13 protein-coding genes are annotated in these 13591 nt (G+C 69.0%); 8 read left to right on the top strand and 5 right to left on the bottom strand.

The window, feature by feature from the left end; genetic code table 11:
• Positions 1-51: 51 nt before the first annotated feature.
• Both M8859_RS02985 and M8859_RS02980 read right to left on the bottom strand, forming a co-directional pair.
• On the bottom strand, positions 52-750 hold the full coding sequence (locus M8859_RS02985; RefSeq protein ID WP_195138959.1) for a hypothetical protein: 699 nt from the start codon (positions 748-750) through the stop codon (positions 52-54).
• A 48-nt stretch (positions 751-798) separates the two neighbouring features.
• Positions 799-2046, bottom strand: coding sequence for a PucR family transcriptional regulator (locus tag M8859_RS02980; protein ID WP_159921137.1), 1248 nt, complete (start codon positions 2044-2046; stop codon positions 799-801).
• A gap of 272 nt (positions 2047-2318) precedes the next feature.
• On the opposite strand from M8859_RS02980, the gene M8859_RS02975 reads away from it, so the two are divergent.
• The 7 genes from M8859_RS02975 to M8859_RS02945 all read left to right on the top strand — a co-directional run bounded on the left by M8859_RS02975 (position 2319) and on the right by M8859_RS02945 (position 10982).
• Positions 2319-3455 (top strand): esterase/lipase family protein, encoded by a 1137-nt coding sequence (locus tag M8859_RS02975; RefSeq protein ID WP_223521498.1) that lies wholly within the window; start codon positions 2319-2321, stop codon positions 3453-3455.
• Between the two features lie 167 nt (positions 3456-3622).
• A complete protein-coding gene (locus M8859_RS02970; protein WP_249643719.1) occupies positions 3623-5011 on the top strand; it encodes a lipase family protein in 1389 nt (462 codons plus the stop codon).
• 140 nt (positions 5012-5151) lie between these two features.
• Positions 5152-6516, top strand: coding sequence for a glutamine synthetase family protein (locus M8859_RS02965; RefSeq protein WP_249643718.1), 1365 nt, complete (start codon positions 5152-5154; stop codon positions 6514-6516).
• On the top strand, positions 6497-7243 hold the full coding sequence (locus M8859_RS02960) for a gamma-glutamyl-gamma-aminobutyrate hydrolase family protein (protein ID WP_159921143.1): 747 nt from the start codon (positions 6497-6499) through the stop codon (positions 7241-7243). The genes M8859_RS02965 and M8859_RS02960 overlap by 20 nt, the downstream gene beginning before the upstream one ends.
• The gene (locus M8859_RS02955; protein ID WP_249643717.1) at positions 7240-8601 is read left to right on the top strand and encodes an aldehyde dehydrogenase family protein; all 1362 of its coding nucleotides are present in this window, start codon (positions 7240-7242) and stop codon (positions 8599-8601) included. The genes M8859_RS02960 and M8859_RS02955 overlap by 4 nt, the downstream gene beginning before the upstream one ends.
• Positions 8598-9386 carry a 3-oxoacyl-ACP reductase gene (locus M8859_RS02950; RefSeq protein WP_370523763.1) on the top strand — a complete coding sequence of 263 codons (789 nt, stop codon included), beginning with the start codon at positions 8598-8600 and terminating at the stop codon, positions 9384-9386. The genes M8859_RS02955 and M8859_RS02950 overlap by 4 nt, the downstream gene beginning before the upstream one ends.
• A gap of 312 nt (positions 9387-9698) precedes the next feature.
• Positions 9699-10982, top strand: coding sequence for an MFS transporter (locus M8859_RS02945; protein WP_195069557.1), 1284 nt, complete (start codon positions 9699-9701; stop codon positions 10980-10982).
• Between the two features lie 152 nt (positions 10983-11134).
• Here the strand turns inward: M8859_RS02945 and M8859_RS02940 are convergent, their stop codons facing one another.
• Both M8859_RS02940 and M8859_RS02935 read right to left on the bottom strand, forming a co-directional pair.
• Positions 11135-11512 carry an SUKH-4 family immunity protein gene (locus M8859_RS02940; protein WP_249643716.1) on the bottom strand — a complete coding sequence of 126 codons (378 nt, stop codon included), beginning with the start codon at positions 11510-11512 and terminating at the stop codon, positions 11135-11137.
• 84 nt (positions 11513-11596) lie between these two features.
• Positions 11597-12166, bottom strand: coding sequence for a TetR/AcrR family transcriptional regulator (locus M8859_RS02935; RefSeq protein WP_249643715.1), 570 nt, complete (start codon positions 12164-12166; stop codon positions 11597-11599).
• A gap of 97 nt (positions 12167-12263) precedes the next feature.
• On the opposite strand from M8859_RS02935, the gene M8859_RS02930 reads away from it, so the two are divergent.
• On the top strand, positions 12264-12701 hold the full coding sequence (locus tag M8859_RS02930) for a DoxX family protein (RefSeq protein ID WP_195069354.1): 438 nt from the start codon (positions 12264-12266) through the stop codon (positions 12699-12701).
• A 77-nt stretch (positions 12702-12778) separates the two neighbouring features.
• Here M8859_RS02930 and M8859_RS02925 read toward each other — a convergent pair whose 3' ends face one another.
• Complete coding sequence (locus M8859_RS02925; RefSeq protein ID WP_249643714.1) at positions 12779-13582, bottom strand: SDR family oxidoreductase; 804 nt, start codon at positions 13580-13582, stop codon at positions 12779-12781.
• Positions 13583-13591 lie beyond the last annotated feature (9 nt).

Raw genomic sequence — 13591 nt, 5'->3', positions numbered from 1 at the left:
CCGGGTGGAGAACGTGATGTGACGTCGGCCGCCGCGTGCGATCGGTCCGTCTCAGGCCGCGGTCAACCGCAGCATCGAACGCGCACCGGGCTGGAATTCGAAATCGACGTCGACGATGTCCGACCGGATGCGGTCGGCGCGCAATGCGTTACGGAGGCGGTCGAGCAGGTCGTCCAGCCGCCTGCCCGCATGGCCGACGAGCGGGAACACCCGGACCTCGCCACGGCTCGTGCGCGCCAGCTCCCGCAGGGCGGCCAGGTGGAAGCCGAAATCCAGCCGGTCGGCGTAGGTGAACAGCAGATGCGAACTCAGCACCAGATCGAAGGCGCGGTCGGGGAAGTCGAGGGCGGGCAGCACACCGAAGTGGTAGCGCCCCGGGTTGGCGTGCAGGTCCTCGGTGAAGCGACGGGCCGCGGCCTGCCGCAGCCGCCGATGGCCCTCGGGGTCGCCGTAGAAGTCCCATACGAAGCGGTCGGCGGCGGCTGTGGTGTAGGACGCGTTGCGGTCCAGTTCCGCGGACGCCAGGGCGGTCAGTTCCGCGGCGGGCATGCGATAGACCGGATCGACCGCGACCACCCGCGCGCCGAGTGCGGCCGCCTCCGCCGCGAAGCCGGCAGCGCCACCTGGGCAGTCGAGGATGTCGCCGCGCAGGTCGTCGTCCGTGAGTGCGAACATGGCCCGGTACTCGCTCAGCGATCGACCGGTCAGCAGATAGCGGCCATCGCCCAGCGGATCCTGCTCGTCTCCCACGCGTCGGACGGTAGCCACGCGCCGGGGACGGTGCGAGGGAATTTCGCCCTAGGTCTGGTCGGGGCCGGTTGGCCGGCTCGGGTAGAGGCGCTGGATCGTCAGCGCGGCCGCGAGCAGCCGCGAGTCGTGCGGATCGGTGGGATCGACGCCGGTGAGTTCGGCGATGCGGCGCAGGCGGTAGCTGAAGGTGTTGGGGTGCACGTGGATTTCGGCGGCCGCGGCCTTGCGGTCGGAACCGTGCCGCAGGTGGGCGTCGAGCGCGTCGAGCAGGTGCGGGCTGTCCAGGATCGGGGCGATGCGCTCGGCCAGCCGCGTGCGCGCGGTACCCGGTCTGGTGAGCTGGTACTCCAGCAACAGGTCGTCGAGCTGGTAGACGCCCGGGGGCCTGCCGAGCAGGCGCGCGAGTTCGGCGAGGTCGGTCGCTTCTTTCGCGGTCTGCGGGATGGCGTCCCTGGGCGCGGACGGATATTCGGCGAGGAACACCGCGACGCCGAAGCGCTCGGTCAGTTCCGCGGCCAGCCGGGTATGGCGGGTCTCGTCCAGCTCGGCTTCGGAAGCGCTGGGCAACAACGCGATTCCGGTCCAGCCGTCGAAGGTGGCCAGCGTCGTGGTGCCCGCCAGGGCGTCCAACGTGCGGTGCAGGATGCGGATGCGGCGCCGCCCGACCAGCGTCGCGACGGGACTCGGCTGGTCGTCGTGCCGGATGTGGATCGCCAGCACCGTGTAGTGCTCGGCCAAGGCGGTGTCGGCCCGCGCCGCCAGCTCCGCGGCGGGCAATCCGTGCAGCAGCGCCGAGCACAGCGCGCGGCGCGCCTCCCGTTCCGCGTTGTAGATGGACTGCTCGACCTCGGCGTAGGTCTCCACGACCGTGATGTTGATCCGCATGAGCAGATCGAGCAGGCGGCTGCCGACCAGGACGAGATCGTCGAGCTCCTCGGGGGAGGCCAGCGCGGCCGCCTCCTGGAGCACCGACTGCGCGGAACCGTGCATGGCCTCGATCAGCACGGGGAGCGGAAACCGGTCCTCGGCGTGCCGCTCGGCCACCGGGGCGACGAAGGTCGCGACCTCGGCCCGAGTGAAGCTGCGCTGTTCGCCGATCGCTTGGAGCGCCGCCCGGCCGCAGGCGTAGATCGCCGGAAGCACCTCGGCCGTGAAATGCCCCTCCGGCAGGTCGGCGGCCGGCGGGGTGGTGCCGAGGCCCGCGGCGAGCATGCGCTCGGCGATCTGCGGCCAGCGAGTGAGCAACCGGCTGACGAGCGGGGCGTCCCCGGCCACCGGGGACAACGCGACGGGCATGGGCCGATTGTTTCCGACCACCGAACGCGCGGCAAGGTCGTGCGCGCTGTCGCGCGAATTTTGGTTCGCACACCAATTTCCGGATGAAATGTTCTCTTCGGCGTGCAGTGACATCCCTGCGGGTCGCGCCATACATTCGGGAGGCGGCTCGCAACTATGGTCTCGGTCACATCGACATCCGAAAGTGGCGTGGGAGACATTCTGTGGCGGTGCTCGATTACCCGCCGGGCCGCGCTATTTCGGCGCGAATGGAAGTGAACTGGATGTTGGCAATGATGCACAACGCTCGGCGGGCGATTCTCGGTGCCGCGGTGATCGCCGGCGTGACAATGGCCGCCGCACTGGGCGGCGGGGCGGCGCACGCGCAGGAGGAGATCGAACCGACACAGCAGGCGCTCGCGGACTACATCAGCGCGGGACTGACACCCGCCCCGGACGGCAGCCTGCCCCGCGCGATCGTGGACACCGGCAGCTCGGGCTGGGCCACCAGCGTCGCTTCCGACGCCTCCGGCGAAGGCCCGGAGATGTCGGCGTACCTGGCCGCGTTCGCCTACGGACTGACCCATCCCGACTCGGCTCCCGCAGGCGCCAACCGCTGGAACTGCGCGCCGACCGCCGAACACCCGCGGCCGGTGGTGCTGTTGCACGGCACCTGGTTGAACGCCTACGACACCTTCTCCTACCTGTCGCCGCGCCTGGCGCGCGCCGGGCACTGCGTGTTCGCCTTCAACTACGGACGCTCCGGCCTGCTGCAAGGCGGCGGGCTCGGACCGGTCCTGCCCGGGCGCTACGGTGTCGGCCGGATGGAGGACTCGGCGTCGCAGTTGCGCGACTTCATCGATCGGGTGCTGGCCGCGACCGGTGCGCAGGCCGTCGACATCGTCGGGCATTCCCAAGGCGGCACGATCGCCAACCACTACCTGAAATTCGAAGGCGGCCAGGGCAAAGTGGGCAAGCTGGTGAGCCTGGGCGCCACCCATCACGGCACCTCGCTGATGGGCATCGCGACACTGGGCCGGATCATCAACAACTTGGGCGTCGACATTCTCGGGTTCTACGAGCCGCTGGTGGGATTCGCCAATATCCAGCAGGCGGTGGGCTCGCCGTTCTACGCCAGGTTGAACGCACAGGGCGACACGGTTCCCGGCGTCGCCTACACGGCGGTCGGTTCCCGGCACGACGAGGTCACCAACCCCTACCACTGGACATTCCTGCAAGCGGGTCCCGACGCGACGGTGGACAACATCACGCTGCAAGAAGGGTGCGACCAGGATCTGTCGGACCACCTGACGATGATGTATTCCCCGCGGACGGCATCGATCGTGTTGCGCGCGCTCGATCCGGTCGCGCATCCGGCGCTGGAATGCACCTTCAATCCGTGGTTGATCGGCGGTAACGGCAGCCTTTGAGCGGCGCTGTCACTGCATCGTCACGAGAAATCACGACCGGCTGATTGGCTCCGGGGACAATTCTTTTCCGGTCGCGACCTTGGTTGGCTGGAACACGGGCATCCGGCCGCGTCACCGGCGCGGGGGTGCCCGTGCTCACGGCCGTGCCGTCGGAAAGGAACAACGGGATGAGTGTGGAGCCCGAGTGGGACGGCGGCCCGGCGCCGCACGATCCGGCGGCGTTCTCGCGGCGGCCGATGCTGCCCGAAGAGGATCCGTTCTACGTCCCTCCGCCCGCGCTCGGGCGTCTGCGTCCCGGCGCGATCGTCCGCTCGCGTCGGGTGGAGATAGGTTTCTTCGGGCTTGTGCCCCAGCGCATTTCGGCCTGGCAATTGCTCTATCGCACCGGTGATCTGCACGGTGAGCCGGAGGTGGCGGTGACCACCGTGCTGCTGCCATGGGGAGCGGATCCGGCCCAGCCGCGTCCGCTGGTCTCGTTCCAGTGCGCGATCGACGCGGTGGCCTCGAAATGCCTTCCCTCCTACTCGCTGCGGCGTGGTGCGCGGGCGGCGGGGGCGATCCCGCAACTCGAGCTACCGCTGATCACCAGTGCCCTGGCGCGGGGCTGGGCGGTGTCGGTGCCGGATCACGGTGGAACCGCGGGCCGGTTCGGTGTGGCAAGGGAGCCGGGATACCGCGCGCTGGACGCGGTCCGCGCCGGCCTCGCCTTCGGCCCGCTGGGGCTGGATTCCAGCACACCCGTCGCGTTGTGGGGATATTCGGGCGGGGGATTGGCCACCGCGTGGGCCGCAGAGGTGGCCGCCGAGTACGCCCCGGAACTGAACGTCGTCGGCGCGGTCGCCGGGTCGCCGGTGGGCGATCCGGCCGCAGCTTTCGTCCGGCTCAACGGCACACTGTTCGCCGGATTCGCGGCCGTCTTCACCGCCGGACTGCGTCGCGGGTACCCGGAACTGGACCGCATGCTGCGCGCTCACTTGGACGCGCGATATCTGGGGTGGCTGGCCGAGACCGAGACCACCGCGACGTTCCCGCTGCTGTACCGCTTCGCCCGGCGCGACATCGACAAGCACAGCAGAGCGGGACTCGCCGCCATGATCGCGCAGGACGGATTGTGGCGGATTCTCGACGACATCCATCCCGGCCGCGCGGCGCCCGCCATGCCCGTGCTCGTGCTCCAAGGCGTGCACGACGAGGTGATCGCGGTCGCGGACGTGGACGGCCACGTCGCGCGCTACGTCGCCGCGGGCGCCCACGTGCGCTACCTGCGCGATCGGCTCAGCACCCATCTGCTGCTGCAATTCCTGGCGCTGCCGGTCATGGTCGACTGGCTCGCCGGTCGATTCACCGACCGCGAGCTGCCCGCGGCCGGTACGCGGACGCACTGGTCGCTCGCTTTCGCCGGTCCGGCGCTGAGCGGCCACCTGCGTTTCGCGGCCCTGCTCGTCCGTATGTGGCTGGGACGACCGATCCGCGCACCGCGCCGGCCGGTGATGTCCCGTCCGCGCCCACGCCGTCCGTCCGTCCGTTCCGCCGCCGTGCGCAATCCCTCGGCCTGACCCGGCGCGCACTACGAAGGCGTCGCTGAGCTGGGCTGATTGCACCCCACCGTGCGGCGAGGCCGAGATTCACGCGTCGCCTCACAAACGTGCCGGTTTTGCTCTAGCGTGAGCACGGTTGGTGCCGAGAGGGGTCGTGGATGCGTAGCGGGATGCTGAGTGTGGCGCAGTTGCGGGACCGGGTCGACACGGGTGAGATCGACACGGTGCTGGTCGCCATGACCGACATGCAAGGGCGGTTGCAGGGGAAGCGTTGCGCGGCGCGATATTTCCTGGACGAAGTGGTCGAGCACGCCACCGAAGCATGTGGCTACCTGCTCGCGGTGGACGTGGACATGGCCACCGTCGACGGATACGCCTTGTCGTCCTGGGAGACCGGATACGGGGACGTCGTACTGCGGCCGGATCTGCACACGCTGCGGACGGCGCCGTGGTGGCCGGGCACGGCGCTCGTGCTGTGCGACGTCGAGCAGGTGGTGCCGCAGGGGCGAGCCGTAGCGGCTTCGCCGCGCCAGGTGCTGCGCAAGCAGCTTGACCGGCTGAGCGAGCGTGGTCTGCGGGCTTTCGTCGGGACCGAACTCGAGTTCCTGGTGTTCGACGACAGCTACGAAGCGGCGTGGAACGCCGGGTATCGCGGCCTGACGCCGGCCAACCAATACAACGTCGACTACTCGATGCTCGGCACCGGCCGGGTCGAACCGTTGTTGCGCCGCATCCGCAAGGAGATGGACGGCGCCGGAATGTATGTCGAGTCGGCCAAAGGCGAGTGCAACCCCGGCCAGCACGAGATCGCGTTCCGCTACGACGAAGCGCTGGTCACCTGCGACAACCACAGCATCTACAAGACCGGCGCGAAGGAGATCGCGGCGCAAGCGGGGCGCAGTCTCACCTTCATGGCGAAATACAATGAGCGTGAGGGTAACTCATGCCATATCCACCTGAGTCTGCGCAGTGACTCGGGCGAGCCCGTCTTCGCGGGTGACGGGCCGGACGGCATGTCGCCGCTCATGCGCCACTTCATTGCGGGCCAGCTGGACTGCCTGCGCGAGTTCACCTACCTGCTGGCGCCGAACATCAACTCCTACAAGCGATTCGTCGCGGGCAGCTTCGCGCCCACCGCGATCGCGTGGGGCCGGGACAACCGGACCTGCGCCATTCGCGTCGTCGGCGAGGACCATTCGCTGCGCTTCGAGAACCGGGTGCCCGGCGGCGACGTGAACCCGTATCTGGCCGTGGCCGCCCTGATCGCGGCGGGACTGCACGGCGTCGAGCGGAGGCTGCCGCTGGAGCCGGAGTTCCACGGCAACGCCTACCACTCGAAGCGGCCCCGAGTGCCGCGTACGCTGCGCGAAGCGGCCGAGCTGTTCGCGGGCAGCACGGTGGCCCGTACGGCCTTCGGTGATGATGTAGTGGAGCACTACCGCAACGCCGCGCGCGTCGAGCTGGAAGCCTACGACGCCGCGGTCACCGACTGGGAGCGTATCCGTGGTTTCGAACGACTCTGAGGTCGCGGGAGCCCGTCCCGTGATCGGCCTGCCCACCTATGTGGAGCGGACTCGCTTCAACGCGTGGGATCTGCCGAGCGCTGTCCTGCCGCACGCCTATGTCGACATGGTGGTGGCCGCGGGTGGCATCCCGGTGTTGCTGCCGCCCGCGGGCGTCCCGCGCCCCGAGCTGGTGCGCAGGCTCGACGGGTTGGTGCTGACCGGCGGCGCGGACGTCGATCCCGCGCGTTACGGCGGTCCTTCGACCGGGATACCCGGCTACACCAGACCGGACCGGGACGAATCCGAATTCGGCCTGTTCGAGCTGGCCAGGGCCGCGGGCATGCCCATCCTCGCGGTCTGCCGCGGTCTGCAGCTGGCGAACGTGGCGCTCGGCGGCACGTTGATTCCGCATCTGCCCGACGTCGTCGGACACGAGGAGCACTCCGGTGTCGAGGGCGGATTCACCGCCACGCGGGTGCTGACGATCGCGGGTAGCCGGGTCGCGCGGTCGGCTGGTCCGGAAGTGAAGGTCCACTGCCACCATCATCAGGCCATCGATCGGCTCGGCGAAGGCCTGGCCGCGACCGCGTACGCCGCCGACGGCACGATAGAGGCCGCGGAGGCCACCGACGGTTCGTTCCTGGTCGGTGTGCAGTGGCATCCGGAGGCCGACGCCACCGACCGCAGGCTGACCCGGGCACTGGTCGAGGCGGCGGACACCTATGGAAGGGAGCGGCAGTCGTGACGACAGCGCAGGTGATCAATCCCGCGACCGAACAGGTGGTCACCACCGTCGAACTCGTCGGGGAAGCCGAGACCGACGCGGCCATCGCTCGAGCCCAGCTTGCCTCGGGCGCGTGGCGGGAGGTGGCGCCGGGTGATCGGGCGAGGTTGCTGCGCCGGTTCGCCGAGGCGGTCGAGTCGGATCTGGAGCACCTAGCGCGGCTCGAGGTGGTCAACGCCGGGCACACCATCGGCAACGCGCGGTGGGAGGCGGGCAACGTCCGCGACGTCCTGCACTACGCCGCCGGGATGCCGGAACGGCTGCTGGGCAGCCAGATTCCGGTCGCGGGCGGGGTCGACATCACCTTCCACGAACCGCTCGGCGTGGTCGGAGTCATCGTGCCGTGGAATTTCCCGATGCCGATCGCGGCCTGGGGCTTCGCGCCCGCGCTCGCCGCGGGCAACACGGTGGTGCTCAAGCCCGCCGAGATCACGCCGCTGACCGCCCTGCGGCTGGGTGAACTCGCGCTCGAGGCGGGTCTGCCCGAGGGCGTATTCCAGGTGCTGCCCGGCAAGGGCTCGGTGGTGGGGCAGCGCTTCGTCACCCATCCCGCCGTCCGCAAGGTGGTGTTCACCGGTTCCACCGAGGTCGGCACGCAGATCATGGCGGGCTGCGCGCGGCAGGTGAAGCGGGTGACGCTGGAATTGGGCGGCAAGAGCGCGAACATCGTGTTCGCCGACGCGGACCTGGAACAGGCGGCGGCGACCGCGCCCTACGGCGTCTTCGACAACGCCGGGCAGGACTGCTGTGCCCGTTCGCGGATCCTGGTGCAGCGCAGCGTGTTCGATCGATTCCTGGAACTGCTGGAACCCGCGGTGCGGGGGGTTCGGGTCGGTGACCCGTCCGATGAATCCACCGAGATGGGCCCGCTCATCTCGGCCGCGCACCGGGAGCGCGTCGCGGAATTCGTGCAGCCCTCGACGAAGGTCGCGTTCACCGGAAGCATGCCCGATGGTCCTGGGTTCTGGTATCCGCCGACGGTTGTGCTGCCCGGCGCACCCACCGACCGGGTGCTCACCGAGGAAGTGTTCGGCCCGGTGGTGGCGGTGCTTCCGTTCGAGGACGAAGCCGACGCGCTGCGGATCGCCAACGACACGAATTACGGTCTGTCCGGCTCGATCTGGACCCGGGATGTCGGCCGTGCGCTGCGCGTGGCCCGCGGTGTGGAGGCGGGCAATCTGTCGGTGAATTCGCATTCTTCGGTCCGGTATTGGACCCCGTTCGGCGGTTTCAAGCAGTCCGGGCTGGGACGGGAACTCGGGCCGGACGCCGCGTTGGCGTTCACCGAGACCAAGAACGTCTTCCTCGCCACTCAGTGACACATCCGACAGGAGATACGTTGCAGCGCTTACAGGATCGAGTCGCCGTCGTCACCGGCGGCGGGAGCGGTATCGGTCTGGCCACGGTCCGTCGTTTCGCGGCGGAAGGGGCGAAGGTGGTGGTCGCCGACATCGACGCGCAGACCGGCAAGGCGGCCGCCGAGGAGGTCGGCGGGCGGTACGTGCAGGTGGACGTCACCGACGAGGCCCAGGTGCAAGCCCTGTTCCAATCGGCCGTCGACACCTACGGCGGGCTGGATGTCGCGTTCAACAACGCGGGCATCTCCCCGCCGGACGATGATTCGATCCTGACCACCGGCCTGGAGGCCTGGCGGCGGGTGCAGGAGGTCAATCTGACCTCCGTGTACCTGTGCAGCAAATACGCCATCGGGCACATGCTCGAGCGCGGCAAGGGCTCGGTGATCAACACCGCCTCGTTCGTCGCGGTGATGGGCGCGGCGACCTCGCAGATCTCCTATACCGCTTCCAAGGGCGGCGTGCTGGCGATGAGCCGCGAACTGGGAGTGCAGTTCGCCCGCAACGGCATCCGGGTCAACGCCTTGTGCCCCGGGCCGGTGAACACGCCGCTGCTGCGGGAACTGTTCGCCAAGGACCCGGAGCGCGCCGCGCGGCGACTGGTGCACGTTCCGCTCGGCCGGTTCGCCGAGCCGGAGGAGATCGCCGCCGCCGTCGCCTTCCTCGCCAGCGACGATTCCTCGTTCATCACCGCCTCCCAGTTCCTCGTGGACGGTGGCATCGCGGGCGCGTACGTGACGCCGCTGTAGGACCGGGGCTTCCCTTTTCGGCGCTGCCGCGCGTGAGCCACAGCGCGACACGCACCACATCCGACTTCATGTGACCGGAGTCACATAACATCTCGAATGCGCTGGTCGGAGTCTCGATGTCCGGGTGTTTCGCGGCTCGTGCTGGTTTACCGCCCGCTAATCCTGGGTATCGGTCTGTTTCGTGCCACACCTACGGTCTGTCGGACCGAGGTGAAACGAACCGAGGTCCGTGGACGGGCTGGAGAGGACGTGCACGTGACCGACCGGACATCGGAGAGTTTCCCGCTGCGGCGTTCCGTGGCGGCCTCCGCCATGGGCAACGCCACCGAATGGTTCGACTACGGTGTCTACGCCGCGACCGCGACGTATCTCACCCACGCCTTCTTCCCCGGGGAACTGGGCACGCTCGGCACCATGCTCGGCTTCGCCATCTCGTTCGTGCTCCGACCGCTCGGCGGCATGGTGTGGGGGCCCCTCGGTGATCGGATCGGTCGCAAAGCCGTGCTGGCCACCACGATTCTGCTGATGGCCGCCGCCACCGGCGCCATCGGCCTGCTGCCCACCCACGCGTCCGTCGGGGTGCTTGCCCCGGTCCTGCTCATCACGCTGCGCGTGGTGCAGGGCTTCTCGACCGGTGGTGAATACGGCGGCGCGGCCACGTATCTGGCCGAGTGCGCGACGGACCGCAAACGCGGTTTCCTCGGCAGTTTCCTGGAATTCGGCACGCTCGCCGGTTTCGTGGGCGGCTCGGCCACCGTACTGGCCTGCCAGCTCGCCCTCGGTTCGGACGCCATGCACGAGTGGGGCTGGCGCATACCGTTCCTGATCGCCATCCCGCTCGGACTCACCGGCTGGTACCTGCGCGCCAAGCTGGAGGAGAGCCCGGTGTTCACCGAGGTCGCCGACCACAAGCGTCCGCCCGGTGGCCTGCGCGAGGTGTTGACCACCTATCGGCGCGAGACTCTCACATTGGCCGGACTGGTGGTCGCGCTCAACGTGGTCAACTACACGCTGCTGACCTACCAGCCCACCTACCTGCAGAACACCATCGGCATGGGCGAGTCGGCCACCACCGCGATGATGCTGGTCGGGCAGCTGGTGATGATGCTGGTGCTGCCGTTCTTCGGCAGGCTGTCCGACAGCGTCGGCCGCCGCCCGTTGTGGTTGTTCTCGCTGCTGGGTCTGGCCGTGTTCGCGGTGCCGATGTACTGGCTGATGGGCCAGGGAACCGCGTGGGCGATCTTCGGCTTCATCGTGCTCGGCCTGCTGTACGTGCCGCAGCTGGCCACCATCAGCTCCACCTTCCCCGCCATCTTCCCGACCCATGTCCGCTACGCGGGCTTCGCGCTGGCCTACAACGTCTCCACCGCGGCCTTCGGCGGCACTGCCCCGCTGGTCAACGAGGCCGTCATCGATGCCACCGGCTGGGCGCTGTTCCCCGCCGTCTACACGGTCGGCGCGTCCCTGGTCGGCCTGGTGGCTTGGAACTACCTGCGCGAAACCGCCGGAACCTCGCTGCGCGGCACCGAGGTCCCCGACGCGGGCGAACCCACTCCGGACCCCGACCCAGACCTACCCGCCCAACCCGCGTACTGAACCGCTCCGCACGCGCACATGGCCGCCCATGTGTGGTCTGCGGCGATGCGGCGGGTGTGGCTGAGGCGTCGAACGACCGACCCGGAAATGGTTTGGACAAGCGGTGGCGTGCGGGTGGCCGTCGGGTGGCCGCATCCGGTCCGGCTGTCGGCTCACGCGGAAGGCGGTTCGGTGTCGTCGAAGTCCTCGGGCCAGCTGTCCTCGATGATCAGGTGCCCATCTTCCAGCGCGGTCGTGTACTGGCCGGCGACCACGTCGGCCGGATAGGTCGGCCAGTAGGAGACCGCGCCGGTGGGCTTGTCGATGACGCAGACGGAACCGCCGACGAACACCGGCGGGCTGCTCGGGTCGGCGTGCGGTGGGCGGGGGAAGGTGGCGACGGCGACGAAGCAGGCGTCGAATTCCGTTAGGTGGTAGGTGATTCCGCGATCGGTGTAGTCGCCGTTGGTGAGATGGCGGTCGGCGATCAGGTGCGCCTCGCTGAGGTCCACCGGTGTGGTCGCCTCGGTCGGGTAGGCATGGATGTCCATGAGTAGATGGCGGCTGGGGAGGGGCCGCCGCTCCTTCCGGGTCTCTGGATAACACGGTGGCGGCTCGCCGCGAGCCGTTTCCGGTCAGTCGAACCGGATGGTGGACAGCATCCTGCGGGCGAGGGCCTCCGGATCGGGATCGTCGGCCAGTGACGAATTATGCAGTGCCCCTTCGCGCCACAGCGAAGCGAAGCCGTGCACCAGTGACCATGCGGCCAGTTGCGTCGCTTGCTGATGGGTACGGTCGTGCTCCGCTTGGATCGCGGAGACGCCGGAGCGCAGCGCCAGCGCGGAACGCTCGCGCGCCGCGCGCAATTGCGGGTCCTGCGCGTGCAACAGGTTGTGCCGGAACATCACGTCGAAGTGGCCGGGATGCTCGCGTGCGAAGCGGATATACGCCACCGCGACCTCGCGGAAATCGTCGGCCGCCCGCATGAGCTGTGTGGCCAGCAGGTCGAAACCCTCGGTGGCCAACGCGGTGAGCAGACCTGCCCGATCACCGAAGTGGTGGGCCGGTGCGGCGTGCGAGACGCCCGCGTGCCGCGCCAGGTTGCGCAGGGAGAGAGCGTCGACGCCTTCGGCGGCGATTCGCTCGGCGGCCGCCGTCAGTAGCGTCGTGCGGAGATCGCCGTGGTGATAGCTGTCCTTCGCCATCCCTCGATGGTGGCCGATCATCTAGACATTGACAAGTTGGTGACCGCAATTCTAATCTTTCCACTGTCAAGTTTGTTCGAACGCACAGGAGATCCCGATGGCACCGCTGGTTGTCCTCGCCGCCGTCACCGCAATCGCTCGGCTCGTCGGCTGGCTGAGCGGCAACGACTGGCTCGATTCGTGGGCGCACGCGACCGCACTCGGGCTGGCCGCGATGCTCGTGCTCACCTCGAGCGCGCACTTCCTCCAGCCGCGCCGCGATGCCCTGATCGCCATGGTGCCGCCGCGACTGCCGAACGCGCCCGCATTGGTGACGCTGACCGGCGTCCTGGAACTGGCGGGTGCGGCCGGCGTGCTGATCCCCGCGACCGCTGACGTGGCCGCGGCCTGCCTGATCGCGCTGCTGGTGGCGCTGTTCCCGGCGAATGTCCGCGCCGCCCGCGCCGGACTGGGCATCAAGACCATGCCCCTGCCCCTGCGGGCACTGGTTCAGGTCCTCTTCATCGGGGCCTGCGTGGTCGTCATGGTCGGCTGAGTACGGCCGAGTACGGCTGAAGGCCCGCTCACCCACCGAGAAGATGGTGGATGAGCGGGCCTTCGAGCTGAGGACGCTCAGCCGGAGCGTAGCGCCTTCGCGATGGTGCGCCGCATGAACGGCCGTGCCAGATCCTCGGGCAGGTTCGCCCAGGCCAGGAAGAACCGCGTCAGCGGGTCGACTGCGATGTGGTGACGGCCGCGTTCCAAGCCCCGCACGGCGGCCTCGGCGACCCGCTGGGCCGTCATCGGTTCGATCGACCCGGTGATCGCCTTGGTCTCCACCGGCTTGCGCTGGTTCTCCATGGCCAGCCCTGGCGTGTCGGTGTCGGCGGGATAGATCACCGTGACGTCCACGCCCTTCGGCTCGACTTCATAGCGCAGGCACAGCGCCAGCTGCCGGATGGCCGCCTTGGTGGGCCCGTAGGCGGTGTAGCCGGTGATCCCGAGAAACGCCGAAGTCGAGCTGACCAGCAGGATCTTTCCGCCGCCCCGCTCCACCATGCCGGGCAGCACCCGGCGCACCGCGTGCACCGCGCCGAGATAGTTGGCCGACATCTGCACCTCGAACTCGGCGGCGTCCACTTCGAGGAATCTGCCGGGCAGCGCGAGACCGGCGCAGCAGGCGATGACCTCGCACGGCCCGTTGCGCTGCTCCAATTCCGTGATGGCCGAGGCCAGTTGGTCCGGATGCGTCACGTCTGCGGCGGCCCGGTCCGCGCCCAATCGTTTCGCTGCGTCGCGCAGCGGAAGCTTCCGGCGCGCGATGATCGACACCCGCGCGCCACGCCGCGCGAAGGCCTCCGCCACCGCGGCGCCGATCCCTTCCGATCCGCCGGTGACGATGACGTGCTTGCCTGCCCAGTCCTCGACCCGTGCCATCGCGCGGTC

This window comes from Nocardia sputi (assembly GCF_023501985.1).
This window is presented reverse-complemented; position numbering and strand designations above follow the sequence as displayed.